Origin of the sequence: Brevundimonas aveniformis DSM 17977, from assembly GCF_000428765.1 — a bacterium.
GTDB lineage: Bacteria > Pseudomonadota > Alphaproteobacteria > Caulobacterales > Caulobacteraceae > Brevundimonas > Brevundimonas aveniformis.
The window spans coordinates 697,482-720,449 of record NZ_AUAO01000001.1 but is presented as its reverse complement, the minus strand read 5'-3'; the positions used below and the strand labels follow the sequence as shown (position 1 = coordinate 720,449).

The window sequence follows — 22,968 nt, the reverse complement described above, 5'->3', positions numbered from 1 at the left end:
ACGCGTTCGGAGCTTCGCCCTTGGCCAAGGTCGTCATCTATACCAAGCCGTTCTGCCCCTATTGCGCGAGGGCTGAGAGCCTGTTGAAGGCCAAGGGCGTCGACTTTGAAGAGATCATCGCCTCCATGGACCCAGAGAAACGCGAGGAGATGCGTCAGCGGTCTGGTCGCATGACCTATCCCCAGATCTTCATCGGCGAAACGCACGTCGGCGGTTTTGATGACCTCGCCGCACTCGAGCGGGACGGCAAGCTGAACGCGTTGCTGGCCGGCTGATGGACCCACTGCGCGTCGCTCTGATCCAAACCCGAACCCCCGCGACGCCGGGCGCGGCGTTGGCCCATGTGCAGCCGTTGGTCGAGCAGGCGACGGTGGGGGGGGGCAAGCTGATTGTCACCCCCGAGGCGACCAATCTGATGGAGCAGCGATCCAAGAAGAAGGTGGAGCTGATCGCCGACATCGGAGCCGATCTCGTGGTTCAGGGCTTGAAGGCCCAGACCGCCGAGCGAGGCGTTTGGATTCTGATCGGCTCGGCAATGGTGCGGTCGGACGACCCAGACGATCCCCGCGCGGCGAACCGATCAATCTTGATCAATGACCGCGGCGAGATTGAATCCACCTATGACAAGCTGCACGTCTTTGACGTCGATCTGCCCAACGGGGAGCGGCACCGCGAATCCGCCGGCGTTCGTCCGGGCGACCGGGCGGTCGTGGCCCACACGCCGTGGGGCGGCCTGGGCCTGACGGTTTGTTACGACCTGCGCTTCCCCGGCCTGTTCCGCAGCCTGGCTCGCGCCGGAGCGGACATCATCACCGTGCCCGCCGCCTTTACCCGCCCAACCGGTGAGGCGCATTGGGAAACCCTGCTGCGTGCCCGAGCCATCGAGACGGGTTGTTTCGTGCTCGCCCCGGCCCAGGGCGGCGACCACGAAGACGGGCGTGCCACCTGGGGCCGCTCCATGGCCATCGATCCCTGGGGTAAGGTCATCGCTGCGCTGGATCACGACGAACCGGGCGTCCTGTTCGCCGAGCTGGACCTGTCCGCCGTCGCCCGCGCCCGCGCCGCGATCCCGCAGCTGGTTCACGAACGCTCCTTCGCCGATCCGAGGCCACGCGCATGATCCGCTATGCGCTGCAATGTGACCACGATCATGCCTTTGAGGCCTGGTTCGGCTCGTCCGCAGACTACGACACCCAGTTTCAGTCCGGTCGCCTGGAGTGCCCCTTCTGCGCCAGCCGTCAGGTGACCAAACAGATCATGGCCCCGGCGGTGAGCACCTCCGCAAGCGCCCCCGATACGGCCCGACGCGACATGATGCTGGAGGCCGCCGGCGCCATTCGGAAGAAGATCGAAAGCGATTTCGACTATGTCGGCGACGCCTTCGCCCGCGAGGCCCGCGCCATCCACGAAGGCGACAGCGAAAAACGATCCATCTACGGTGAGGCGACCGCCGCCGAGGTCAAGGCCCTGGAGGCCGACGGCGTGCCCTGCACACCGCTTCCGAGTGCCCTGTCGCCCCGGCGCAGGGATACGCTGAACTAGGGCGCGCTTGCCTCGCGGGCGCTCGATGGGCTCAATGCCCCGCATCTGGGAGGACCGCCATGCACAGACGTTCGTTTCTCGCCGCCCTGCCCCTGGGCGTGATGGGGGCCGGCGCGGCCATGGCCCAGCCGTATCCGAACGTCGGCATGGGCGACCGCATCACCGGCGAACGGTTCGCGGGGCGGTCGACAGTGTGGGGGTCGCAGGGCGCGGCGGCGACCGCCCACCCGATCGCCACCCTGATCGGCATCGACACCCTGCGGCGCGGCGGCTCGGCCATCGACGCCGCTATCGCCATCAATGCGGCCCTGGGCTTTCTGGAGCCGGTCGCCAACGGCATCGGCGGCGACGCCTTCGGCCTGTTGTGGGACCCGGCGCTGGGGCGGGTGGTCGGCTTCAACGGCTCTGGCAACTCCCCCATGGGCCTGTCGCTCGAGACCGCACGCAGCCGCGCGGTGGACGGCTATCTGCCGCGCTATGGGGCGGTGACGGTCAATGTGCCCGGGACCGTCGACGCCTGGTGGAGCGTCCACCAGCGCTACGGCAAGCTGCCGTGGGCGGAGGTGCTTTTGCCGGTGGCTGAACTGTGCGAGCGCGGCGCGCCCGTGCCCCAGGTCATCGCCTACTATCTCGAACGAAATATGGCGAACTTTCAACGGCCTAATGCGGGCATCGAAGAGATTGACAACGCACTGTCAGTTTATACCACGAGCGGCCGCACGCCGCGCGAAGGGGAGATGTTCCGCAATCCCAACCTCGGGCGCACCTATCGGATGATCGCCGAGGGCGGCCGCGACGCCTTCTATGACGGGCCGATCGCCGAACACATCGAAAGCTATTTCCGGCGCATCGGCGGCTGGATGACGCGCGCCGATCTGGCGGCGCACCAGACCGAATGGGTCACGCCCCTGATGACCACCTATCGCGGGGTCGAGGTTTACGGTCTGGGTCCGAACACCCAGGGCCTGTCGACGCTCCAGCTTCTGAACGTCGCGGAGCAGTTCGACCTGCGGACCATGGGCTTCCAGTCCGCCGCCTCCATCCACCATCAGGCCGAGGCCAAGCGGCTGGCGTTCGAGGATCGGGCGCGCTGGTTCTCCGATCCGCGCTTCACCGAGATCCCGGTCGAACATCTGTTGTCCAAGGCTTACGCCGCCGAACGCGCCGCCCTGATCCGGCCGGACCGCGTGATGGATCACGTCTTCCCCGGCGATGCCCCGACGCAAGGCGACACCACCTATTTCTCCGTCGCCGACGCCGACGGCATGATGGTCAGCTGGATCCAGTCCAACTATCGCGGCATGGGTTCGGGTCTCGTTCCCGACGGCCCGGACGGGTCCACGCTCGGCTTCATGTTCCAGGACCGGGGCGAGCTGTTCGCGCTCAGGGACGGCCACCCCAACCTCTATCAGCCGGGCAAGCGGCCGTTCCACACCATCATCCCCGGCTTCGCCTGTCGCGACGGCCAGCCGTGGATGGCCTTCGGCGTCATGGGAGGCGGGATGCAACCGCAGGGCCAGGCCCAGATCATCATCAATATGGTCGATTACGGCCTCGGCCCCCAGGAAGCCGGCGACGCCCCGCGCTGGCAGCACTACGGCTCGTCCGAACCGACCGGACAGCCCGCTGAAGGCGTGGGCGTGCTGCATCTGGAATCCGGCGTCCCGGCGGTGAGCCGCGCTGGTCTCGAGGCCATGGGCTGGACCCTGGGGCCGCCCGACGGCGGTTTCGGCGGCTATCAGAACGTCATGCGTCAGATCAACGCCGACGGCGGCTGGACCTATGGCGCGGCCACCGAAATGAGAAAGGACGGGCTGGCGCTCGCCTGGTGATGACGGAGGGGCGGATCGATCTCAGCGGGCGTTGGTCGGGCGTCTACTTCTTTCCGACCGATTCGGAGTTGAATCCGGGCGACGATTGGCCTCCGACGCCCTTTACGGCCTATCTGGTGGATAGGGGAGGTTTCATCGAGGGGCGCACGGAGGAGAACAGCTTCGACGCCGACGGCGTCGCGATCGTTTTCGTTCCCGCCACCTTGGAGGGATCGCACCAGAACGGCGTCCTGACCTTCACCAAATCACCCCAGGGCGGCGGTCACATCCACACCATTGACTATGTCGGGACGATTTCCGGCGACGGAAACAGCATCGCTGGAGACTGGATCATCTATGGCGATTGGTCTGGAACCTTTCGCATGCAGCGCTCCGAGGTCGCCGCGACCGCAGCCGTCGAGCGGGAGGCCGCCATATGACTCCTGACGAGGTCGAGTCCCTGATCCTGTCATTCCCCGAGGTCGAGCGCTCGACGTCATATGGCGAGCCATCGTTCAAGGTTCGGGGCAAGTTCTTCACCTGGCTGCGCCCGCATCTGGATGACAGCGTGGCGGTCCACCTGACCAGCCTCGACGAGCGCGAGCTGCTGATCGAGATGGATCCCGAGGCCTTCCACTTCACCGATCACTACCGGAACTATCCGATCGTCCTCGCCCGGCTGGCTTCGGTCGACCCGGCGTGGCTGAAGACCATGCTGGGCCGCCGCTGGCGCCACGCCGCGCCCAAACGCCTGTCGAAGGCGCATCCCGACATCGGGACGGACTGATCCCAAGGGGAGGAAGATCATGTTGAGCGTTCTCGGCCTCAGCCTGCTGCTGCAGGCCCAACCCGCTCCCATCGACTGTTCGGACGCCGATCATTCGGCCTTCAACTTCTGGGTCGGTGACTGGATCGTCAGTCCGACGGGCACGGAGGTGGATGTCGCCACCAGCCGCATTGTCTCGGTCGCGAACGGCTGCGCCGTCGAGGAGGCCTATCATCAGACGATGAACCGTCAGGGCCAGCCGCTGGACTATCGCGGCCACTCCTATTCGGCGTTCGACGCCGCCGACGGTCGCTGGAAACAGTTCTATATCGACAGCAACGGCGTGGTGACGATGTTCGTCGGCGACGCGGTCGACGGCGCCATCGTGGTGGTCGCCGGCAACGGCGACAATCTGCAGCGCATGACCGTGCGGCCCATCGACGGCGGCAGGGTGCGCCAGAACGGTGAAAGCTCCAGCGACGGCGGCGCGACCTGGAGCGCGACCTACGACTTCACCTATCGGCCTGCTGACTAGGGCTTGCCTGACGCGGCGTCATCCCGACAGACTGGGTTCCGAAACAGGACGGACCCATGACCGAACCCTTCGTTCGCGACTTTATCCAGCCGGCTGAAGACGGCTTTCCCCTGTCGATGCGGATGACCTCGGCGGCAGAGCCGACGCTGGCGGTGCTGATCTCGGCCGGCACCGGCTATCCCAAGGGCTTCTATGACCGGATGGCGCGGCATCTGGCGGGGCGAGGCGCGGCGGTCCTGACCTATGACTATCGCGGCATCGCCGGGTCGCGCCCGGACGATCTGGCCGCGATGCAGATGGACTATTCCGACTGGGGCCGGCTGGATATGCCCGCCGCGCTGGAGGCCCTGATTGCGGCGGCGCCTGGCGTGTCCATCGGCCATATCGGCCACAGCGTCGGCGGGCACTTCGTCGGTTTCATGCCCAACCACGCCCGCATCGACCGGCACGCCTTTCTGTCGGTCGGCATCGGCTACTGGCGCGCGCACCACCTGTCGAACCAGCCGCTCGAGCTGATCTTCTGGCATCTGTTCGGGCCGCTCAGCCTGGCCCGCCACGGCTATGTGAAGGGCGGCGGCCTGTGGGCCGGGGCCGACCTTCCGCGCGGAGCCTTCGAAACCTGGAAGCGCTGGTGCCTCAAGCCCGCCTATTTCCGCGACGAGCTGGCCGACCGCCTGAGGCCCCATGATTTCGAAGGGGTCGCCGCCCCCATCCGGTCCTGGGTCTTCGCTGACGATCCCATCGCCAATGCGGTGACAGCGCCGGAGTTGTTGAAGATCTATCCTGGTGCCTCGACCGAGATCGTCGCACGCCAGGCGTCGGACTACGGCGTCAAGCGCATCGGCCATGACGGCGCCGTGCGCCGCAGCATGGAGGCTCTGTGGGACGAGGTCTTCGACTGGCTGAAGGCTTGATAGAGCGGCCGCACGGAGCCACAGTCGGGTCAGGACATCCCGGAGCCGGGAGGCGCCCATGGGAACGCTGCTGCGATTTGATCCGGTCGACCCGGCCGACGCCGCCATCGGGGCGCGCCTGAAACGCTGGCGCGAAGCGCGCGGCCAGAGCGTCGAGCGCCTGGCTGAGGCGCTGAGCCTGTCGCCTGAAGACGAACGACGGGCCGAGGCGGGGCGCCTGCACCTCGACAGCCTTCAGGTCGGCGCCGCGCTGAAGGCCCTTCGTCTGCCTCTATGGGCGCTGCATTCCGACCAGCGCGCCGGCTAACGGTACAGATCAGCCCTTGGGGCCGGGTCGCCCGTAGGCGTCGGCGGCGTCAGAGCGCGTGAACTCCATCCGGCCGATGTCCCCGCCCTGATTGTGGCTGACCCCGACGAACGACGTCCCGTCCAGCAGGCCGGTAAAGACGGCGAAATAATCATTGGTGTTGAAGGTGACCAGCTGTTCGCGCTGAACCCACCGGCCGTTGTCGTAGGTGGCGCCGTCATAGGCGTAGATCAGCACCCCGTCCGAGCGGAAATAGAGGGTGGCGTCACGGACCTCTCCATTCGACCAGTCAAAGACGCCGCTCCAGCGGGTCTCGGCCACGGACGGGACCGCATCGGCCGACCGGACCTGGGCCTGAACCGGCGCGGCGATCCAGAGCCCGCAGATCAGCGTGAGAACGGCGATGAGGTGGCGCATGGCGAAATCTCCCTGTTGTGACGCTATCCCGCCCGGCGTGCTCCGCCAAGGTGACAGAACCGGTCCATCGGACTAAGCGGTCGTCATGGCCTACAAGTCCCTGCGCGACTTCATCCAGATGCTCGAAGCCGAGGGCGAACTCGTCCGCGTTTCGGAGCCCGTCGCCACCCATCTGGAGATGACCGAGATCCAGACCCGGCTGCTGCGAAACGGCGGCCCGGCGGTGATCTTTGAAAAGCCGGTCATGCCGGATGGCTCGATCAGCCCCATCCCCTGCCTGGCCAATCTGTTCGGCACGGTGAAGCGCGTGGCCATGGGCGTCACCCTGGGCAAGACATCACGCACCACCGCCGCCCAGATGCGCGAGGTCGGCAATATCCTGGCGGACCTGCGCAACCCGACCCCACCACGCGATATGGCTGGTGCCGTCGAGATGCTGCCCATGGTGTCCACCGCCATGACCATGCGGCCCAAGGTGCAGAAGTCGGCCCCAGTGCATGAGGTGGTGCTGAAGGGCGAGGACATCGACCTGACCGCCCTGCCGATCCAGGGCTGCTGGCCCGGAGAGCCCGCGCCGCTGATCACCTGGGGACTGGTGGTGACCAAGGGGCCGTCGGACGCCCGCGAGGACGACTTCAACCTCGGCATCTACCGGATGCAGGTCCTGGGCAAGGACCGCGCCATCATGCGCTGGCTGGCCCACCGAGGCGGGGCACAACACTATGCCCGGCACAAACAGGCCGGAAAGCGCGAGCCCCTGCCCGCCGCCATCGTTCTGGGGGCCGATCCGGGCACCATCCTGGCCGCCGTCACGCCCGTGCCGGACACCCTGTCGGAATACCAGTTCGCCGGCCTGCTGCGTGGGGCCAAGGCCGAGCTGGTGGCCTGCAAGACCGTGCCGCTGATGGTCCCGGCCCAGGCCGAGATCGTCATCGAGGGCCACGTCCTCCTGGACGAACACGCGCCCGAAGGCCCCTACGGCGACCACACCGGCTATTACAACTCGGTCGAGACCTTCCCGGTGTTCGTGGCCACCGCCATCACCATGCGCCGCGACCCCATCTATCTGACCACCTTCACCGGCCGTCCGCCGGACGAACCCAGCGTGCTGGGCGAGGCGCTGAACGAGGTCTTCATCCCCCTGCTCCAGCAGCAGTTCCCTGAGATCTCCGACTTCTGGCTGCCGCCCGAGGGGTGCAGCTATCGCATCGCCGTCGTCTCGATGAAGAAGGCCTACCCCGGCCATGCCAAGCGGGTGATGATGGGCTGCTGGAGCTATCTGCGCCAGTTCATGTACACCAAGTGGATCATCGTCGTGGACCACGACGTGAACGCCCGCGACTGGAAGGATGTCATGTGGGCCATCTCCACCAAGATGGACCCCGCCCGCGACATCACCGTCATCGAAAACACCCCGATCGACTATCTGGATTTCGCGTCCCCTGAGAGCGGCCTCGGCTCCAAAATCGGCCTGGACGCCACCGACAAATGGCCCCCCGAAACCAAGCGCGAATGGGGGGAGGAGATCCGCATGGATGAGGCGGTAGTGGAGCGCGTGTCCGAGATGTGGGAGCGCCTTGGCCTGCCGGGTGACGGAACACCGATCTGGCGGTAGGGTCGCGCCCTGAGCCAACGGGGGCGGCACTATGAGCGGGTTTGAGTTCTTTTTTGGCTTCTTTGGCCTGATCCTGGGGCTGTCGGTGGTGGAGGTGATCACCGGCTTTGGCAAGGTGTTGCGACGGCGCGAGGCGATCCGGCTGGGCTGGGTGACGCCGCTGCTCGCGCTATTCGTGCTGCTGGATGTGGCGTCGTTCTGGTCGGTGTCCTGGACCCGGATGCAGGACGTTGAGCCCGGTTATCTACTGCTACTGATCGGCATGGCCATCGCCGGGATCTATTATCTGGCGTCGTCGCTGGTGTTCCCGGACGATCTGGACACCTGGCCGTCGCTGGATGAGTTCTATGACCGGCACAAGCGTTGGGTCGTCGGCGGGGTGTGGACGGCCAAGACCCTCTCTCACACGGCGCTCTTAGGCGTGGCCGGCGGTTGGGGGGCGGTGCAGACCTACTGGACTTCGCCGTTCATCCTGATCGTGGCGGTGTGGCTGTTCCCGCTGATGCTGGCGATCTGTTTCGTGCGCAACCGGACCGCCAATGCCGTGATGCTGACCCTGATGATCCTGTTCTACCTGTTCTTTATGGGGGGCGTGGCTTTTCTGAACTAGAGACGGGCTGCCGGGTGACGGAACGCCGATCTGGCGGTAGGGTCATCTTCTGAATCGCTCGGGGAGGGGCCGGTTTGAGCGCATTCGAGTTCTATTTCAGCTTCTTCGGCCTGCTGCTGGGGTTGTCGGCGGCGGTGGCGATGACCGGGCTGGCCGATGCCTTGCGGGCGCGCAAGGCGGTCAAACTGGGCTGGCTGACGCCGATGCTGGCGCTGCTGGTGATTATCGACATCTCGACCTTCTGGGTGACCAGCTGGATCGCCTTGCAGGGTGTGACGATCACCTATGCCAGCATCTTTCTCGGCCTGCTGATCGCCCTGCCCTACTTCCTCGCCGCCTCGATGGTTTTTCCGAAAGACGCCACCGAGTGGGAGACGCTGGACGACTATTTCGACACCCACAAACGCTATGTGCTGGGCGGCGTTCTGTTCGCCAACGCGGTCGGTTTTTTCAGCAGCGTGATGGGAGGCTTGGAGATCCCGCCCTTGAGGTGGGCGCTGATCAGTCTGTTCTTCATCCTGCTGATCCTGCCGATGATCATCCGCAACGGGAGGATCAATCTGGGGCTGATGGGGCTGCACTGCCTGGTCAACATCGCCCCCGCCTTCGTGAGTTACGGATAGGTGGCCATGACCCAGTTTGATCTGCTGTTTGCCCTGTATGGGCTGCTGCTTGGCATGGCCACCGCCGCCCTGGCCCCCTGGCGCAAGGTGGCGGTTGCGGCGCTCATTCTGGTTCTGGCCTATACCCTGTGGAGTGTGGGCGAGAGCGCCGTGTTGGTGTTCGGACAAGGCGGCTGGGAAGCGACGCCGGCGAGCTGAGCGAAGGACAGGCCATGGATCCGACGATCGGCATGACCGACGCCTTCGACTTCATGTTCGGTGTCTACGGCCTCTTGCCGGTCGCCCGGGCGCTGAGCGCCTGTTAGGTCTGTACAGCCGCCGATTTTCAGGTGTCCCAATGAGTGCGTTCGAGTTTTTCTTTTCGTTCTACGGCCTGGTTCTGGGCCTGTCGGTGGCGGTCATGGCGACCGGCGCGGCGCGCGCCTTCAAGCATCGGCGGACGGTCCGGGTCGGATGGATGACGCCGCTCCTGGCGCTGTTTGTTGCGCTGGATATCGCCACCTTCTGGGACTCGGCCTGGAACAGCTTTCGCGCGCTTCCTTACAGCTATGGCCTGATCATCGCCGGCCTGGTCATCGCCGCTGTCTATTTCATCGCGGCGTCCCTGATCTTTCCAGAAGCTGAGGACACGCCCTCCAGCCTGGACGACCACTTCTGGGCCAACAAGCGAACCGTGCTGCTGCTGACGGTCCTGGCCAACGCCATGAGCGTGGGCGTGATCCTCGGGGTCAACGCCGCCCACGGCCAGCAGCAGACTCTGGTCTGGCACTATCTGACGACGCTCGGCGTCTATGTCTTCCTGACGGTTCCGGCCGCCCTCACCCGGCGCCGTTGGTTGTTTGCGGTCCTGGTTGGCCTGCAGGTCGCCGTCTATCTGATCCTCGCGACCCTATCGTTGGCCCTCCCGGAGGCATCGGCCGCGACCGAAGCTCTGACGACCGCCGAAGCCCCAGCCGAAGCCGCGCCCTGATCAAACGCCGCGCTTGCCTCGCCCGGCAAACCGAGGAATGAACCCTGATGCGTTTTCTGTCCGCCTTGGTCGCCTCGGCCCTGTTGATTGCGAGCCCCGCCATGTCCCAAGATCGTCCCGCCAACGCCCAGCCGTGGGATCGGGCCTTCCTGCCGCCCGCGCCGGAATGGGACGGGGCCAGCCGGGACCTGCTGCGGCCAGCCAGTGACCCCTGGGTCACGGCGTTCGAAGCCGACCCGGAGCACGATTTCTCTCCCGACTATGCGGAGACGCGCGCCTGGTTCGACCGGCTGGACGCGGCGTCTGACCTGATCCGAATCGAGGAGTTCGGGGTCAGTCCCGAGGGCCGCCCGATCTATGCCGTCATCGCCTCGCGCGACGGCGCCGAGTTCGATCCGTCCAAGCCGGTGCTGCTGGCCCAGGCCGGCATCCATCCTGGCGAGATCGACGGCAAGGACGCCGGCATGATGCTGCTGCGCGACATCGCCTTCTACGGTCGCGACGATCTGCTGGACCGGGTCAATCTCATCCTGATCCCGATCCTGTCGGTGGACGGCCACGAGCGTTCAGGCGCCTATTCGCGGCCGAACCAACGAGGGCCGCGCATCCAGGGCTGGCGCAACACCGCCACCAACCAGAACCTCAACCGCGATTTCATGAAGCTGGACCAGCCGGAGATGCAGGCCCTGATGGGCTTCATCCACCGCTACCGCCCGGACCTCTATGTCGACATCCATGTGACCGACGGGATCGATTACCAGTACGATGTCACCTACGGCTACAATGGCGAGGACGGCATCTACAGTCGCAGCCCCGCGACCGCGCGGTGGCTCGATTCCACTTTCAGACCAACTGTTGACAGCGCCCTGTCTGCTCAGGACCACATCCCAGGCGAACTGGTTTTTGCGCTCGATGACCGCAATCCGCGGGCCGGTCTCTACGACGGCGGCCTGGGCGAGCGGTTCTCCAACGGCTGGGGTTCGGCGGCGCACATTCCGACCATCCTGATCGAGAACCACAGCCTTAAACCGCACGAGCAGCGGGTGCTGGGGACCTATGTGTTTCTGGAGGCGGCGATGCGGTTGCTGGCCGATCGTGGGCTGGAACTCCGGGAGGCCTGGCAGGCCGATGCGGCTCTGCGTCCGGCTGAGATCCCGGCCAACTTCGCGCCGGCGGAAGCACCGATCGGCACCCGTCAGTTTCTCGGCATCCGCTACGAGACCTATGAGAGCCCGGCATCCGGCCGAACCGAAATCCGCTGGCTGGGCGAGCCGGACCCTGAGGTCTGGCAGATGCCCTTCTACGGCTCGCGGTCGACTCTCAGCCTGAACCGCCCCGACGCCTACTGGGTCCCCTCTTACCGGGCCGACGTCATCAGACGGCTGCGTCTTCACGGCGTTCAGATGGAGGCGCTGACGGCACCACGAACCGTGGAAGTCGAGATGCTGACCCTGCCCGACGCAGCCTTTGCGGCGCAACCGAACGAGGGCCATGTGCCGATGACCGCGGGCGAACCGGTCGTCGCGACGCGCGCCTGGACCTTCCCCACCGGTTCGGTGCGCATCCCGACCGACCAGCCTATGGGCGACATCGTGGTCTTGTTGCTGGAGCCACAGTCGTCGGAGAGCTTTTTCGCCTGGGGCTTCTTCCCCGAGATCTTCAACCGGGTCGAATATATCGAGGCCTACGCCATCGCGCCTCTGGCCGAACAGATGCTCGCGGTCGATCCGGCTCTGCGAGCCGAGTTCGAGGCGCGGCTGGCGTCCGATCCGGCCTTCGCGGCTGACGGTGATGCCCGTCTGGCCTGGTTCTATGAACGAACGCCCTTCTACGATGAGCGTTACCGGCTCTATCCAATCGCGAGAGAAAACTGATGGTTACGATGCCGCCGCTGCTCGCTGCCTGCTTCTGGGCCGGCCTGCTGATCGTGTTGATGGTGGTCCTGTCGTTCCGCGTGACCCTTGGGCGGCGCCGCAATCGCGTGTCTCTGGGCGATGGCGACAATGACCAGATGACGGTTCTGTGCCGGACCTTCGCCAATGCGGCGGAGTATGTTCCGGCGGGAATGGCGGCCCTGATCCTGCTGGCGCTGGTTCAGACGCCGGCGCTGTGGATCCATCTGATCGGCGGCGGCCTGCTGCTGGGACGGCTGATCCATCCCTTCGGAATGAACCGCCCCGCCCCGAACGCGCCGCGCGCGCTCGGGATGGTTCTGACCTGGCTGGCGTTGATCGCGGCGGCGGTCCTGTTGATCCGGTCATCGCTGGCCCTGGTCTAGGTCACCAAATCGCCAAAGTCAGACGTTGATCTATGGCCTCAGCAAGGGGCCTGGAGACACCATCATGATGCGTCGCGCCGCTCTCGCCCTGGCCGCAAGCGCCAGTCTCTCCGCCTGCGCAACCACGGGGGGCGAGTATCCAAACGTCCACTACGCGCGCGCCGCCGAATCCGGGGCTGTTGCCATGCAACTGGCCGGCCGACCGACCCGGGACGACATGGTTCTGGCTGAGGAAAGGTGGGGGCGCGCGATCGCGGATTCCTACGCCTGTCAGATTGATGCCGGAGCGGTGAGCGAAGCGGCCCTCGTCGGAGCCATGGAGCTGGCCGCCATGAGCGCCGCCAGCCGGGGCCGACAGAACCCTTTCGAAGGGGTGGTCGGCTATATGTCCGCACTGAGCCGTCATACCACGACGAGAAGGGGTCGGCCGCCGGCCGAGCGGTGCGGACGCTTGCAGCAATGGGTCACGCAAACCCGCACCGACGGTCGTGAGCTGCTTCTGCGCGAGGCCGAGTCGCGTCTGCTTCCGCCCGGCTGATTCAGGGCGGGTTTGCAGTCCAACGTCCGGTCCGCCATATGCGCACCATGACCGAAACGCCCTTCTCCCTCGACGCCGCCCATGACGTTGTCGCGCGTGCGCTTGCCTCTGGCGCTGACGCGGCCGAGGCCGTGCTGGCTCGCCGCAGCGCCCTGTCAGTCGCCGTCAGGCTCGGTGACCTGGAAGAGGTCGAACGCGAGGAATCCAGAGATCTGGGTTTGCGGGTCTTTATTGGTCGCAAACAGGCCGTCGTGTCTGCCTCGGACCTGTCGGAACCCACCCGCGCCCGGCTGGTCGAGCGCGCCGTGGCCATGGCGCGGCTAGCCCCGGAGGACCGGTTTGCCGCTCTGGCCCCGCAGGACCGCCTGGCCGGGATTGATCGGCCCGATCTGGATCTGTTTGACCCGACTGACCTGGGCGCAGAAGCCCTTGAGGCCCGCGCACGCGAAGCCGAAGACGCAGCCCGAGCCGTTCCCGGTGTCACCAAGTCTGACGGCGGGCAGGCCAGCATCACCACCGGCGACTGGGGCCTGGTGACGTCGCATGGCTTCGAGGGCCGCCATCAGGGGTCGGCCTTCTCTCTCGCCGCAGGCGTTATCGCCGAGCGGGACGGGGTTATGGAAATCGGCGGCGAAGGCCGCTCCACGCGCCATTTGAGCGACCTGCTTTCGCCTGGCGCTGTCGGCACGGAGGCCGGAAACCGGGCCGTTGCCCAGCTCGGCGCACGCAAACTATCGAGCCGAACCGCTCCGGTTATCCTCGAAAACAGAATCGCGACCCAGCTGATCGGACCCCTGATAGGCGCCATCGCCGGGCCCGCGGTCGCGCGGGGCGTGTCCTTTCTCAAGGATCGAATGGGGGATCAGGTGATGTCCGACGCCATCTCTCTGGTCGATGATCCGTTGCGCCCGCGCGCTTTGGGCTCAACCCCCTTCGACGACGAAGGTGTCGCGGTTAGACGACGCTCGCTAGTGGACCGGGGCGTCCTGACCAGCTGGCTCCTCAATGCGTCCTCCGCGGCCCAGCTTGGCCTTGAGACGACGGGTCACGCCTCGCGCGGACTGGCCGGGCCCGCTGGCGTATCGGGGCACAACCTCAACATCGAACCGGGATCACGCAGTCTTGCGGAACTCATGGGCGATGCCGGATCAGGCCTTTTGGTGACCTCGATGTTTGGCCCCTCGCTCAATCCCAATACCGGCGACTGGTCTGCCGGCATCAGCGGCCAGTGGTTCGAGAACGGCCAAATTGTCCATGCTGTGAATGAGGTGACCATCGCCGGAAATCTTTTGGCCCTCTATCAGCGCCTGATTCCAGGGTCCGATCTGGAGATGCGCTCATCCAACAACAGTCCGTCCCTGTTGATCGACGCGGTGGCCATCGCAGGCGCATGACCGATGACCTCAAGCTGATGGTCGAAGCGGCCATGGAGGCGGGCCAGATTGCGCGCGCGCGGCGTCGGGGCGGTCTGGAAGTCCAGTCCAAAGCAGGCGGCTCTCCCGTTACCGACGGTGATCTGGCCGTCAATGCCTTCTTGACCGAGCGCCTCCGAAAGGCCCGACCCGACTACGGGTGGCTTTCTGAAGAGACGGCGGATGACCCTGCGCGTCTGGCCAGGGCGCGCATCTTTGTCGTCGATCCCGTCGATGGGACGGTTGCCTATATCAAGGGTCTGCCGTGGTGGACGGTGGCTCTGGCCGTGGTCGAGCACGGCGAGCCGGTCGCCGCCGTGGTCCATGCTCCCGATCTCGACGAGACCTATACAGCAATTCGGGGCAAGGGAGCCTGGTTGAACGGCGAGGCGATCACCGCCTCCCGCACCGAACGCCTGGCTGGTGCGGCCATTCTGGCCGATCCCGCCCTTTTGGCCCGGCCGATCTGGCGACACCCCTGGCCCGAGCTGCGATTGGAACGGAGAAACTCCATCGCCTACCGCCTCGCCCTGGTCGGAGCGGGCGTGTTTGACGCCGCCATCTCCCTGGGGCCGAAATGGGACTGGGACGTCGTGGCCGGCACATTGATCGCGACCGAAGGTGGGGCCTTCGTCTCGGACCATGGCGGCCGACCGCTGCATTTCAATCGGCCGGTTCCCCAGCAGGCGAGCCTCATCTGTGCCACGCCGGGCCTGTACCCGTTGATCCTTGGCCAATGTGGGCCTATTGCCCTGACCGACCCAAACGACGGAATACCATGAGCCATCGCGACCACGACCACGCCGACGACGACCAGCTGCTTCACATTGTGATCGGGGGTGAACTGCGCCATCTGGGCGAGCCGACCTTCCGGGACCTGTCGCAGATCGAGTTCGTGGGTGCCTTCCCGAACTATGCCGAGGCCCGCAAGGCCTGGAAGGCGCGGGCGCAGGCCACCGTCGACAACGCCCATATGCGGTATTTCATCCTGCACGCGCATCGATTGATCGACCCGCGCGGAGACGCCGATTGAACGCTCTCGGGCCAGAGGGAATTGCGGCCCTCGTTGGGTCGTTGTTGGCCTTGGTCATCTGTTTTCGGGCGCTTCGCGGCGCGCGCGCCTGGCAGCGATTCCAGCGGGGTGATCGAAAATCGACCGCAGCCCTGCGGGTTCAGCCGGCCCGACCTGACGATCCGAACCGCCCCCGCGGCCCGTGGGACCGTCCGTCTGGCGACTGACTATTCGCGCCGCAGCAGTTTGTCGGTCAACAGGGTCGCCCACCAGCCGGCCTGGAATTTCGCCTTGATGGCGACGGGGTCGTATTCATCCGACATCACCCAGTCGATAAAGCTGATCCCACGAGGCTCGACCTCGTTGAGATAGACCTCGAACACATAGTCCAGAACGCCGGTCTTGCCCTGTTTGACGTGAAGCGTGCGCAGGCCCAGTTCGCGCACAGCGGCGCGGATCGGCTCGCCCAGATGAAAGTGCCGGTAGAGCACCGCCATGATCCCGGCCCGGTCCGCCCCGGACTTGCAGTGCATGAGGGCTGGATATTCAATTGTTTCGAAGATTTCCTTGGCGTGCAGCACTCGCTCGCGGCTCGGAACTTCGCGAGAGCCCATCGGGGCATCAACCCAGGCCATGCCGAGATGGTCCACAGCATCTTTTTCGAGCTGGTAGTGGGCGCTCTGCGGGCCGCCACGCAGATTGATGACGGTCTTGAGGCCGCGCTTCTTCCACCAGGCCAGCTGAAACGGCCACGGGTGGTTGGTGCGGATCATATCCGGCCCAATCCAGTGGGCATTGGAAAACCCAAGCCTCAGAAAGGCGTGGTCCCCCCACCAGAAGTCCCAATAGGCGCGGGCACGCCCCCAGAAGGTCGAAAGATCATATCCCGGCATGGGTGGCTGACTAGCTTGAAGCGCCCCACATTTGAAGCGCGCTTGACTTAGGCGCTGCAAGGACCGACCGGAAGACCATGAGTGCTTCGCCCGAGGAAATGCCCAGACGGACGATGTTGTCCCGCATCTGGCGGGACTATCTGAAGCCCCGCTGGGGCGTGCTGGCCCTCGCCCTGCTGTCCGCCGCCGCCGCTGCCGGCCTAACCGCCCGGCTTGCCGCCGAATTGGACCCGGCGGTTCAGCATCTTCTGGTCGACCATGATCGACGCGCGATGATCCTTATCCCCTTGACCATCGCCGGGCTGGCTGTGGCCCGCGGGGTATTTCAGGTGATCTCGGCTCTGTTGGTCAACCGAATCGGGCACGGGATCGTCGGAGATGTCCAGGTTCAGCTCTTCGGGCGGATGATTCGGTCGGATCTGGCCCAACTCCGGTCCCAGCACTCCGGGGCCTATGTCGCTTCGGTCCTGTTCGACGCCAATCTGATCCGGGAGGCCTTTACGCAAGGGGTGGTCAACTATGTCCAGCACGGGCTGATCGTGGTTGCCCTGTTGGCCTATCTGGTCTTCCTGGACCCCCTGCTTGCCAGCATCGTGATCGTCGCGGCCCCCGTCGCCGGCGTGGTTTTGCGACGGTTCGCCAAACGGACCCGCAAGGCCGCCCAAGGGGCCATGGAAGAAACGTCTGCCCTGTCGACGGCTGTGATGGAGAACCTCGACGGGGTGAAGGTGGTCCAGATTGACGGCCGCGAAGATGACGAACAGGCGCGTGTCGCCGCCGTTGTCGCCCGGCGCCAGACCCATGTGATCAAGGGAGCCAATGCCCGGGCGGCGGCGGCCCCGGTCACCGAGAGCCTCACCATGATCGTGGTAGCCGCTGTCTTGGCCTATGCGGGCTGGCGGGCGTCGAACGGCGGGCTGACGGTCGGACAGTTCACCGCCTTCATCGCCTCGCTCCTGATCGTGTCCCAGTCCCTGCGACAACTTGCCAACCTCCAGACGGTGATGAGTGAGGGCCTCACGGCAGCGGCACGGCTGTTCGCGGCCCTCGACGTTCAGCCGACGATCACCGATCGCGCCGGGGCAAAGGCCCTCGCCGCCGGCCCCTGTGAGGTCGCGCTCGCCAATGTGTCCTTTGCCTACGGGCCTGGAGAGCCGGTCCTCGAAAATGTCAGCCTGTCGGTACGGCCAGGAGAGTGCGTAGCCCTGGTCGGTCCTTCAGGTGGGGGGAAATCAACGATCCTGAGCCTGATTCCTCGGTTCTATGACGCCGTGACCGGTCAGGTGACGGTAAATGGCATGGATGTGCGTGATCTGACCCTGGCCTCGCTTCGCGACCATATCGGCCTGGTCACCCAGGAACCCTTTCTGTTCGACGATACGATTGCCGCCAACATTGCCTATGCCCAGCCCGGTGCGACGCAAAAGGAGATCGAAACCGCCGCCCGCGATGCTGCGGCGCATGATTTCATCTCGGCCCTGCCTCAAGGGTATCAGACCCGTGTGGGTGAGGCGGGTGGACGGCTATCCGGCGGCCAACGCCAGCGCGTCGCCATCGCTCGGGCCTTCCTCAAGAACGCGCCGATCCTGTTGCTCGATGAGGCCACCTCCGCGCTCGACACCGAAAGCGAAGCCCAGGTCCAGGCCGCGCTGGAACGGTTGATGAAGGGCCGCGCCACAGTGATGATCGCGCACCGGCTCTCGACGGTGAAGTCGGCGGACCGGATCTATGTGATCGAGGCGGGACGGGTCGTCGAAACCGGAACGCACGCGGCGCTCGTCAAGACGGGGGGGCTCTACGCCCGCCTGGCCCGGAGCCAGTCCCTGGAAGGGTCGGCCGCATGAGGCCGCTCCGGCATCCCTGGGTCCAGGCGACCCTGGCATGGCTGTTTTCCTGCTGGCTTCGGCTGTGTTTGTCAACGACCCGCTGGCAACGCGACAATCAGAGCCCCGTTGACGCTCTGTGGCAGGAGGGCGGCGGCGTCATCGTCTGCTTCTGGCATTCGCGCCTTTCGCTGTCGCCCGCCTGCTGGGATCTCAGCCGCGCCCAGGAGCCCCGCGTCATGGTGTCGTTGTCCCCTGACGGAGAGTTCATCACCCAGGCCGTAGACCGACTCGGATTCCCGGCCATCCGAGGCTCTTCATCCAAGAAAAGCGCGCCGGACAAGGCCAAGGGCGGTGCCGAGGCCTTTCGCCAGGGCCTGCGCTGGCTGCGCGCCGGCGGTGCCCTGGCGATAACCCCGGACGGGCCGCGCGGTCCCGTCGAAACCATGGCTGAAGGTGCGGTCATGCTCGCCCGCGCCTCCGGCGCGCCGGTTCTGCTGGTTGGCCTGGCCAGTGCACCGGCGCTGACGGTCGATACCTGGGATCGGGGCAAGGTACCGTTGCCGTTCGGGCGCGGCGCGATTGTCTGGGCTGACCCCATCCGCGCCACCCGCAATGCCGATACGGCAACGCTCCGAGCCGAATGGGCGGCAAGGCTGTCTGAAGTCACACGCCAGGCGGAGGCTCGCCTGTGAGCCTGGCTTTCAGCCTGTATCGCGGCACAACCACCCTGCTGGAGCCCTTGGTGCCCTTGCTGCTGCGCCGTCGGGCCGCGCGCGGCAAGGAAGACCCAGCGCGGCTCAAGGAGCGACTGGGTCATTCAACCGTTGATCGGCCCGAGGGACCTCTCGTGTGGCTTCATGGGGCCAGCGTCGGCGAAACCTTGTCTGCCCTGCCCCTGATCGAGCGACTGGGCCGAGAAAGACCCGATCTGCATGTGCTTGTGACGTCTGGAACGAGGACCTCTGCCGAGCTTCTGGGGTCGCGCCTACCGGCCTTCGCCCTGCATCAGTACGCGCCCGTCGACACGCCGAACGCCGTCCGGCGATTTCTCGACCACTGGCGACCCGACGCGCTCATCCTGCTGGAGGGCGAGCTTTGGCCCAATCTTCTGACCGAGACAAAGGCGCGTGGCGGCGGTCTGGCCCTGGTCAGCGCCCGTTTCACCGAAAAGACCGCAGACGGATGGCGGCGCCTTCGCGGGACCGCGCGCAGAATCCTGGCCGGCTTTGATCTGGTCTTCCCTCAGGATGACGCCTCGGCTCGCCGGTTGTCGGACCTGGGGGCCTCCGTCACCGGGCTGGCCAATCTCAAGCTGGTCGGCGCGCCACTCGGCCACGACCCGGTCGCTCTGGCCGCCCTTCGCGGGGCCGTTTCAGATCGGCGCGTGATTGTCTCGGCCAGCACCCATCCGGGCGAAGAGCGCCTGTCCGATAGCGCCGTCGCTAGCCTGCCCGACAGACCCCTGCACCTCATCGCGCCGCGCCACCCCGCGCGAGCTGACCAGATCGAGGCAGAGCTGATCCTGACGGGGCGCGCGGTCGCACGCCGGTCACGCGGCGATCCCGTCCAGCGCAGCACCGACGTCTATCTGGCCGATACGCTGGGAGAGCTCGGGCTTTTCTTTGAACTGGCGGATCTGATCCTGCTGGGCGGTGGCTGGGCTGAGGGCGTGGGGGGCCACAACCCGCTGGAGCCGGGGCGATCTGGAAAGGCCGTCCTGTCCGGGCCGTCGGTCAGCAACTGGGCTACCGTCTTTGAAGCCCTGGCAGCAGATCAAGCGGTCGAGATCGTTGCGGCCGATGACCTGGCCCCGGCCCTAGCTCGCCTCTACAGCGGCCCTCGCGAGGTTGCGGCAATGGGACAGCGGGCCCGTCGATTTGCGACCAGCCAGACGGATGTGCTGGATAGACTTTGGCATCACCTCAGCCCCCTGATTCCTCAATGAAGCTCAAGACCCCGCGCTGGTGGTACCGTCGACAGGGCGGCGGGGCGCTGGCCGTCCTCCTTCAGCCCTTGGCCGCCTTGTTCGCCGATCAGACGGCCCGACGGATCGCAGGCGATCCCGGATACGACCCCGGCGTTCCCGTCATTTCGATTGGCAACCTCACTGTTGGCGGCTCCGGCAAGACCCCGGTTGTGCGCGAGGTGTTGCACATGCTGGCCCGTAACGGCGTCGATGCCCATGCGGTTTCGCGCGGACACGGGGGCCGGCTGCCCGGGCCGATCCAGGTCGATCCCGATCGACATACCGCTGACGAGGTGGGGGACGAGCCTCTGATGCTCGCCCAGGATCACCCGGTCTGGATCTCTCGTGACCGGGCCGCCGGGGCCCGCGCCGCCGTCGAGGCCGGGGCTCAGGTCGTTGTGCTGGACGACGGCCATCAGAATCCGTCCGTCAGAAAAACGCGCTCCGTCATCGTGGTCGATGGGGAAACCAGAAACGGTGACTGGCCCTTTGGTGACGGTCGTGTGGTCCCCGCCGGGCCAATGCGCGAACCGCTGGAGGCAGGTCTGGCACGGGCCGATTCTGTGATCGTGATGTTGCCGACGGACTTGGCAACGCCAGATCCTGAACTCCTGGCCGTGTTCGGCGACTATCCCGTCCGGGTCGCACGCCTTGAACCCCTCCGTTCGCCTTCGGCTGGACCCAAGGTGGGTTTTGCCGGAATCGCCAAGCCCTGGCGAGTTGAACAGAGTCTGCGCGCCGCTGGCGTCGATCTAAAGGCCTTCCATGGCTTTGCCGATCACGGCACCTACACGGACCGCGAGCTGTCGGCTCTCGCCCGCGGGGCCGAGGCGCTGGGCGCGGGCCTCATCACCACCGAGAAGGACTGGGTGCGCCTGCCACCCGAATGGCGGCGGCGTGTCGAGTCCTGGCCGGTACGGGTCCGCTTCGAAGATGAAGACGTGATCCTCAATCTGCTGCCCCAAGATCCTCGCGACAGGGATTAGCGCCGGTCACGCCCCAACAGCACGATCAGTGCGCCGTAGTGGACCAGCTCGGCCAGGATCAGGATCGCTAGGCCTGCATGGGCAAACAGAATCAGGCCGTTGGTTCCGCTGCGCCCCAGCCAGCCGTTGACTTGATCGGCCAGAGCCGGCCCGGCAAACGCCCCGAGCGCCAGGGCCAGCGCCGTCAGGATCATCAACAGGGTGATGATGACTCCATGCGCCAGTCGCGTGGCCCGTAATCCAGCCCAGGCCTCGCGATCCGCCTGACTTTGTGTGGGCGTGTCTCGACGCACCAGATTGACAACCAGGCTGACGACAAAGGCCGCGACGATCGACAGGATCAGCGCAGCGGCCAGGTGCCCCCCCAGGCTGGAGACGAACCCTTGACGCGCCAGATCCCCCGAAGCCACGCCCTGGCTGAAGTGGACGAAATAGGCCCCCCAGATCAGGACAGTGGTGATCAGATCACCCCAGGCGCGCAGCTCTCGATTGCTCATTTCGACTCCTGTGTGAGATCAACCATGGCGGCGAGCTTACACACCGTATTCCAGTTGCGCGCGGTGCCCATTCCCAGCAGCCGCGGCTGGGCTTTTTCGGCCATTTTCGAAGTGCCGATGCCATGCGGGTGCCAGAACCAGAGCTCTCCGGCAGAGACTTCGACCGCTTCACCTGCGGTGGCGAAGGCCTGAATAGCCTCCAGGCCCCCCGGGCGGATGCCCGCCTTCATCACCATCACCAGAAGGCGGCTGGGATCGGTGCGCGCCACCTCAGCAAATGGGTTTTCCGTCATCATCCGGGCCCACTGCTCGCGGGTTCGCACGATGGCTTCAATGCGACGGCCGAAGCGTCTTTCCGTTTCCACTTCGATCAGCGCCTCCAGGTCAGGTGGCCCTATGTCGCTGTCAACAACCAGATTCCCGGAGGCCAGAAGAGTTCGCGGGTTCTGAAGGCCCATCTCCAGCGCCATCGCCCGCTGCTCGGTCACCGGGGCTCGGACGCCTCCGGTGTTCATGCCGCGAAACAGGATGATCCGCGCCGACATCAGGACTGACAACGGGGGCAATAGAAGGTCGACCGACCGGACTGAACGATGCGTCGAACCGTGCCGGAACATGCCGGCGTGTGGCAAGCCTCTCCCTCGCGCCCATAGACATCGAACCGGTGCTGGAAATAGCCCTGACCGCCCTCGGCATTGGCGAAGTCCTTCAAGGTGGAGCCGCCCGCCTCGACCGCCTCGATCAGGACTGCACGTATCGCCGAGGCCAGAGTTTCCAGCCGGCGGCCTGAGAGGGAGCCGGCGGCGCTCAAAGGCGATATGCGCGAGCGGTAGAGGGCCTCGCAGACATAGATGTTGCCCAGACCCGCCACGACCGCCTGATCCAGCAGGGCCGTTTTGACGGGCGTTCTTCGGCCCGCAAAGCCGTGTTTGAGATCAACGGCACCGAAGACGTTGGAAAGTGGTTCTGGGCCCAGATTTCGAAACCAGGCGTGACCCTCGACGTCCCTGGTCGCGATCAGCCCCATGAAGCCGAAGCGACGGGCATCTGCAAAGCCGAGCCGCGTCAGCCTGTCACCCGAGCGTGCATACAGAGTCACATGCTCGTGCTTTCCGGCAACGGGTGGCGCGTCCTCAAAGGCTCCGATCTCCTCGCCCTCGAGCGTGAAGCGCCCAGTCATCCCGAGATGAGTCACCCAGGTCTCACCGGTTGAGAGGGGAAACAGGAGGTATTTGGCGCGGCGGTCGAGACGCTCGATGACGGCCCCCTCCAGGCGTTCGGCAAACCGCTCGGGAAAAGGGAACCGAAGATCCGGTCGGTTCTTGCGAACGCGCTCCAGGCGGGCACCCAGAAGCACCGGCTCCAGGCCACGGCGGACAGTCTCGACCTCGGGAAGCTCGGGCATGGCTGTCACATAGGCCGCAGACATACGGCCGCCAAGCCTGTTGGA

General features: G+C 65.7%; 29 protein-coding genes. 24 read left to right on the top strand and 5 right to left on the bottom strand.

Annotated elements, in window-relative coordinates; translation table 11 throughout:
- Window positions 1-20 precede the first annotated feature (20 nt).
- Genes grxC through G391_RS0103765 form a run of 9 tightly spaced genes read left to right on the top strand, consistent with a single transcriptional unit; the run spans window position 21 to window position 5,875 of the window.
- Complete coding sequence (grxC, locus tag G391_RS0103805) at window positions 21-275, top strand: glutaredoxin 3 (protein WP_029086342.1); 255 nt, start codon at window positions 21-23, stop codon at window positions 273-275.
- Window positions 275-1,120: a carbon-nitrogen hydrolase family protein gene (locus G391_RS0103800; RefSeq protein ID WP_029086341.1), complete on the top strand. Its 846-nt coding sequence runs from the start codon at window positions 275-277 to the stop codon at window positions 1,118-1,120. The genes grxC and G391_RS0103800 overlap by 1 nt, the downstream gene beginning before the upstream one ends.
- A complete protein-coding gene (locus G391_RS0103795; RefSeq protein ID WP_029086340.1) occupies window positions 1,117-1,542 on the top strand; it encodes a DUF1178 family protein in 426 nt (141 codons plus the stop codon). Before G391_RS0103800 ends, G391_RS0103795 begins: the two co-directional genes overlap by 4 nt.
- 59 nt (window positions 1,543-1,601) lie before the next feature.
- Window positions 1,602-3,374 carry a gamma-glutamyltransferase family protein gene (locus G391_RS0103790; RefSeq protein ID WP_029086339.1) on the top strand — a complete coding sequence of 591 codons (1,773 nt, stop codon included), beginning with the start codon at window positions 1,602-1,604 and terminating at the stop codon, window positions 3,372-3,374.
- Window positions 3,374-3,793 (top strand): hypothetical protein, encoded by a 420-nt coding sequence (locus G391_RS0103785; protein ID WP_029086338.1) that lies wholly within the window; start codon window positions 3,374-3,376, stop codon window positions 3,791-3,793. The genes G391_RS0103790 and G391_RS0103785 overlap by 1 nt, the downstream gene beginning before the upstream one ends.
- A complete protein-coding gene (locus tag G391_RS0103780; protein ID WP_029086337.1) occupies window positions 3,790-4,140 on the top strand; it encodes an MmcQ/YjbR family DNA-binding protein in 351 nt (116 codons plus the stop codon). The genes G391_RS0103785 and G391_RS0103780 overlap by 4 nt, the downstream gene beginning before the upstream one ends.
- 19 nt (window positions 4,141-4,159) lie before the next feature.
- Complete coding sequence (locus G391_RS15075; RefSeq protein ID WP_051257095.1) at window positions 4,160-4,654, top strand: hypothetical protein; 495 nt, start codon at window positions 4,160-4,162, stop codon at window positions 4,652-4,654.
- 56 nt (window positions 4,655-4,710) lie between these two features.
- Window positions 4,711-5,568: an alpha/beta hydrolase family protein gene (locus tag G391_RS0103770; RefSeq protein WP_029086336.1), complete on the top strand. Its 858-nt coding sequence runs from the start codon at window positions 4,711-4,713 to the stop codon at window positions 5,566-5,568.
- A gap of 58 nt (window positions 5,569-5,626) precedes the next feature.
- Window positions 5,627-5,875, top strand: a complete 249-nt coding sequence (locus G391_RS0103765) for a helix-turn-helix domain-containing protein (protein WP_029086335.1) — start codon at window positions 5,627-5,629, stop codon at window positions 5,873-5,875.
- 9 nt (window positions 5,876-5,884) lie between these two features.
- On the opposite strand, the gene G391_RS0103760 is transcribed toward G391_RS0103765, so the two are convergent.
- Entirely contained in the window at window positions 5,885-6,292 is a 408-nt protein-coding gene (locus tag G391_RS0103760) for a hypothetical protein (RefSeq protein WP_029086334.1), read from the bottom strand.
- Window positions 6,293-6,377: 85 nt separating this feature from the next.
- Between G391_RS0103760 and G391_RS0103755 the strand changes: the two genes are divergently transcribed.
- The 11 genes from G391_RS0103755 to G391_RS0103700 all read left to right on the top strand — a co-directional run bounded on the left by G391_RS0103755 (window position 6,378) and on the right by G391_RS0103700 (window position 15,371).
- Window positions 6,378-7,907, top strand: coding sequence for a UbiD family decarboxylase (locus G391_RS0103755; protein WP_029086333.1), 1,530 nt, complete (start codon window positions 6,378-6,380; stop codon window positions 7,905-7,907).
- A gap of 31 nt (window positions 7,908-7,938) precedes the next feature.
- On the top strand, window positions 7,939-8,517 hold the full coding sequence (locus G391_RS13725; protein ID WP_035303547.1) for a hypothetical protein: 579 nt from the start codon (window positions 7,939-7,941) through the stop codon (window positions 8,515-8,517).
- Window positions 8,518-8,591: 74 nt separating this feature from the next.
- Window positions 8,592-9,140: a hypothetical protein gene (locus G391_RS13720; protein WP_051257094.1), complete on the top strand. Its 549-nt coding sequence runs from the start codon at window positions 8,592-8,594 to the stop codon at window positions 9,138-9,140.
- Window positions 9,141-9,146: 6 nt separating this feature from the next.
- Window positions 9,147-9,338, top strand: coding sequence for a hypothetical protein (locus G391_RS0103740; RefSeq protein ID WP_029086332.1), 192 nt, complete (start codon window positions 9,147-9,149; stop codon window positions 9,336-9,338).
- Between the two features lie 139 nt (window positions 9,339-9,477).
- Window positions 9,478-10,110: a hypothetical protein gene (locus tag G391_RS13715; protein ID WP_051257093.1), complete on the top strand. Its 633-nt coding sequence runs from the start codon at window positions 9,478-9,480 to the stop codon at window positions 10,108-10,110.
- Window positions 10,111-10,157: 47 nt separating this feature from the next.
- Window positions 10,158-11,984 (top strand): M14 family metallopeptidase, encoded by a 1,827-nt coding sequence (locus G391_RS0103725; protein ID WP_029086331.1) that lies wholly within the window; start codon window positions 10,158-10,160, stop codon window positions 11,982-11,984.
- Window positions 11,984-12,388 carry an MAPEG family protein gene (locus G391_RS0103720; protein WP_035303531.1) on the top strand — a complete coding sequence of 135 codons (405 nt, stop codon included), beginning with the start codon at window positions 11,984-11,986 and terminating at the stop codon, window positions 12,386-12,388. The genes G391_RS0103725 and G391_RS0103720 overlap by 1 nt, the downstream gene beginning before the upstream one ends.
- 64 nt (window positions 12,389-12,452) lie before the next feature.
- Complete coding sequence (locus G391_RS0103715) at window positions 12,453-12,926, top strand: hypothetical protein (protein WP_029086329.1); 474 nt, start codon at window positions 12,453-12,455, stop codon at window positions 12,924-12,926.
- 47 nt (window positions 12,927-12,973) lie between these two features.
- Entirely contained in the window at window positions 12,974-14,320 is a 1,347-nt protein-coding gene (locus G391_RS0103710; protein WP_029086328.1) for a TldD/PmbA family protein, read from the top strand.
- Window positions 14,317-15,120, top strand: a complete 804-nt coding sequence (locus G391_RS0103705; protein WP_029086327.1) for a 3'(2'),5'-bisphosphate nucleotidase CysQ — start codon at window positions 14,317-14,319, stop codon at window positions 15,118-15,120. Before G391_RS0103710 ends, G391_RS0103705 begins: the two co-directional genes overlap by 4 nt.
- Window positions 15,117-15,371: a DUF4170 domain-containing protein gene (locus tag G391_RS0103700; RefSeq protein WP_029086326.1), complete on the top strand. Its 255-nt coding sequence runs from the start codon at window positions 15,117-15,119 to the stop codon at window positions 15,369-15,371. Before G391_RS0103705 ends, G391_RS0103700 begins: the two co-directional genes overlap by 4 nt.
- Window positions 15,372-15,577: 206 nt before the next feature.
- On the opposite strand, the gene G391_RS0103695 is transcribed toward G391_RS0103700, so the two are convergent.
- Complete coding sequence (locus tag G391_RS0103695; RefSeq protein WP_029086325.1) at window positions 15,578-16,243, bottom strand: fused DSP-PTPase phosphatase/NAD kinase-like protein; 666 nt, start codon at window positions 16,241-16,243, stop codon at window positions 15,578-15,580.
- A 77-nt stretch (window positions 16,244-16,320) separates the two neighbouring features.
- On the opposite strand from G391_RS0103695, the gene G391_RS0103690 reads away from it, so the two are divergent.
- Genes G391_RS0103690 through lpxK form a run of 4 tightly spaced genes read left to right on the top strand, consistent with a single transcriptional unit; the run spans window position 16,321 to window position 21,021 of the window.
- Window positions 16,321-18,087: an ABC transporter ATP-binding protein gene (locus tag G391_RS0103690; protein WP_029086324.1), complete on the top strand. Its 1,767-nt coding sequence runs from the start codon at window positions 16,321-16,323 to the stop codon at window positions 18,085-18,087.
- Entirely contained in the window at window positions 18,084-18,761 is a 678-nt protein-coding gene (locus G391_RS0103685; RefSeq protein WP_029086323.1) for a lysophospholipid acyltransferase family protein, read from the top strand. Before G391_RS0103690 ends, G391_RS0103685 begins: the two co-directional genes overlap by 4 nt.
- Window positions 18,758-20,014, top strand: a complete 1,257-nt coding sequence (locus G391_RS0103680; RefSeq protein ID WP_029086322.1) for a 3-deoxy-D-manno-octulosonic acid transferase — start codon at window positions 18,758-18,760, stop codon at window positions 20,012-20,014. The genes G391_RS0103685 and G391_RS0103680 overlap by 4 nt, the downstream gene beginning before the upstream one ends.
- The gene (gene lpxK / locus G391_RS0103675; protein ID WP_029086321.1) at window positions 20,011-21,021 is read left to right on the top strand and encodes a tetraacyldisaccharide 4'-kinase; all 1,011 of its coding nucleotides are present in this window, start codon (window positions 20,011-20,013) and stop codon (window positions 21,019-21,021) included. Before G391_RS0103680 ends, lpxK begins: the two co-directional genes overlap by 4 nt.
- Here the strand turns inward: lpxK and G391_RS0103670 are convergent.
- Genes G391_RS0103670 through mutM form a run of 3 tightly spaced genes read right to left on the bottom strand, consistent with a single transcriptional unit; the run spans window position 21,018 to window position 22,923 of the window.
- Window positions 21,018-21,518 carry a hypothetical protein gene (locus tag G391_RS0103670; protein ID WP_029086320.1) on the bottom strand — a complete coding sequence of 167 codons (501 nt, stop codon included), beginning with the start codon at window positions 21,516-21,518 and terminating at the stop codon, window positions 21,018-21,020. The two genes, lpxK and G391_RS0103670, sit on opposite strands and share 4 nt — an antisense overlap.
- Complete coding sequence (locus G391_RS0103665) at window positions 21,515-22,063, bottom strand: DUF1697 domain-containing protein (protein ID WP_029086319.1); 549 nt, start codon at window positions 22,061-22,063, stop codon at window positions 21,515-21,517. Before G391_RS0103665 ends, G391_RS0103670 begins: the two co-directional genes overlap by 4 nt.
- Complete coding sequence (gene mutM / locus G391_RS0103660) at window positions 22,063-22,923, bottom strand: bifunctional DNA-formamidopyrimidine glycosylase/DNA-(apurinic or apyrimidinic site) lyase (RefSeq protein WP_029086318.1); 861 nt, start codon at window positions 22,921-22,923, stop codon at window positions 22,063-22,065. The genes G391_RS0103665 and mutM overlap by 1 nt, the downstream gene beginning before the upstream one ends.
- Window positions 22,924-22,968 lie beyond the last annotated feature (45 nt).

What these genes read in the sequence shown, in the direction of transcription:
- G391_RS0103755 (WP_029086333.1), top strand. Translation starts at nt 6,378, where the DNA reads ATGGCCTACAAGTCCCTGCGCGACTTCATCCAGATGCTCGAAGCCGAG.
- mutM (WP_029086318.1), bottom strand. Translation starts at nt 22,923, where the DNA reads ATGCCCGAGCTTCCCGAGGTCGAGACTGTCCGCCGTGGCCTGGAGCCG.
- G391_RS0103765 (WP_029086335.1), top strand. Translation starts at nt 5,627, where the DNA reads ATGGGAACGCTGCTGCGATTTGATCCGGTCGACCCGGCCGACGCCGCC.
- G391_RS0103715 (WP_029086329.1), top strand. Translation starts at nt 12,453, where the DNA reads ATGATGCGTCGCGCCGCTCTCGCCCTGGCCGCAAGCGCCAGTCTCTCC.
- G391_RS0103665 (WP_029086319.1), bottom strand. Translation starts at nt 22,063, where the DNA reads ATGTCGGCGCGGATCATCCTGTTTCGCGGCATGAACACCGGAGGCGTC.
- G391_RS13725 (WP_035303547.1), top strand. Translation starts at nt 7,939, where the DNA reads ATGAGCGGGTTTGAGTTCTTTTTTGGCTTCTTTGGCCTGATCCTGGGG.
- G391_RS0103705 (WP_029086327.1), top strand. Translation starts at nt 14,317, where the DNA reads ATGACCGATGACCTCAAGCTGATGGTCGAAGCGGCCATGGAGGCGGGC.
- G391_RS0103790 (WP_029086339.1), top strand. Translation starts at nt 1,602, where the DNA reads ATGCACAGACGTTCGTTTCTCGCCGCCCTGCCCCTGGGCGTGATGGGG.
- lpxK (WP_029086321.1), top strand. Translation starts at nt 20,011, where the DNA reads ATGAAGCTCAAGACCCCGCGCTGGTGGTACCGTCGACAGGGCGGCGGG.
- G391_RS0103690 (WP_029086324.1), top strand. Translation starts at nt 16,321, where the DNA reads ATGAGTGCTTCGCCCGAGGAAATGCCCAGACGGACGATGTTGTCCCGC.
- G391_RS0103770 (WP_029086336.1), top strand. Translation starts at nt 4,711, where the DNA reads ATGACCGAACCCTTCGTTCGCGACTTTATCCAGCCGGCTGAAGACGGC.
- G391_RS0103795 (WP_029086340.1), top strand. Translation starts at nt 1,117, where the DNA reads ATGATCCGCTATGCGCTGCAATGTGACCACGATCATGCCTTTGAGGCC.
- G391_RS0103780 (WP_029086337.1), top strand. Translation starts at nt 3,790, where the DNA reads ATGACTCCTGACGAGGTCGAGTCCCTGATCCTGTCATTCCCCGAGGTC.
- G391_RS0103725 (WP_029086331.1), top strand. Translation starts at nt 10,158, where the DNA reads ATGCGTTTTCTGTCCGCCTTGGTCGCCTCGGCCCTGTTGATTGCGAGC.
- G391_RS0103740 (WP_029086332.1), top strand. Translation starts at nt 9,147, where the DNA reads ATGACCCAGTTTGATCTGCTGTTTGCCCTGTATGGGCTGCTGCTTGGC.
- G391_RS0103670 (WP_029086320.1), bottom strand. Translation starts at nt 21,518, where the DNA reads ATGAGCAATCGAGAGCTGCGCGCCTGGGGTGATCTGATCACCACTGTC.
- G391_RS0103695 (WP_029086325.1), bottom strand. Translation starts at nt 16,243, where the DNA reads ATGCCGGGATATGATCTTTCGACCTTCTGGGGGCGTGCCCGCGCCTAT.
- G391_RS0103800 (WP_029086341.1), top strand. Translation starts at nt 275, where the DNA reads ATGGACCCACTGCGCGTCGCTCTGATCCAAACCCGAACCCCCGCGACG.
- G391_RS0103700 (WP_029086326.1), top strand. Translation starts at nt 15,117, where the DNA reads ATGAGCCATCGCGACCACGACCACGCCGACGACGACCAGCTGCTTCAC.
- G391_RS0103685 (WP_029086323.1), top strand. Translation starts at nt 18,084, where the DNA reads ATGAGGCCGCTCCGGCATCCCTGGGTCCAGGCGACCCTGGCATGGCTG.
- G391_RS0103710 (WP_029086328.1), top strand. Translation starts at nt 12,974, where the DNA reads ATGACCGAAACGCCCTTCTCCCTCGACGCCGCCCATGACGTTGTCGCG.
- G391_RS13715 (WP_051257093.1), top strand. Translation starts at nt 9,478, where the DNA reads ATGAGTGCGTTCGAGTTTTTCTTTTCGTTCTACGGCCTGGTTCTGGGC.
- G391_RS0103760 (WP_029086334.1), bottom strand. Translation starts at nt 6,292, where the DNA reads ATGCGCCACCTCATCGCCGTTCTCACGCTGATCTGCGGGCTCTGGATC.
- G391_RS15075 (WP_051257095.1), top strand. Translation starts at nt 4,160, where the DNA reads ATGTTGAGCGTTCTCGGCCTCAGCCTGCTGCTGCAGGCCCAACCCGCT.
- G391_RS0103720 (WP_035303531.1), top strand. Translation starts at nt 11,984, where the DNA reads ATGGTTACGATGCCGCCGCTGCTCGCTGCCTGCTTCTGGGCCGGCCTG.
- G391_RS0103785 (WP_029086338.1), top strand. Translation starts at nt 3,374, where the DNA reads ATGACGGAGGGGCGGATCGATCTCAGCGGGCGTTGGTCGGGCGTCTAC.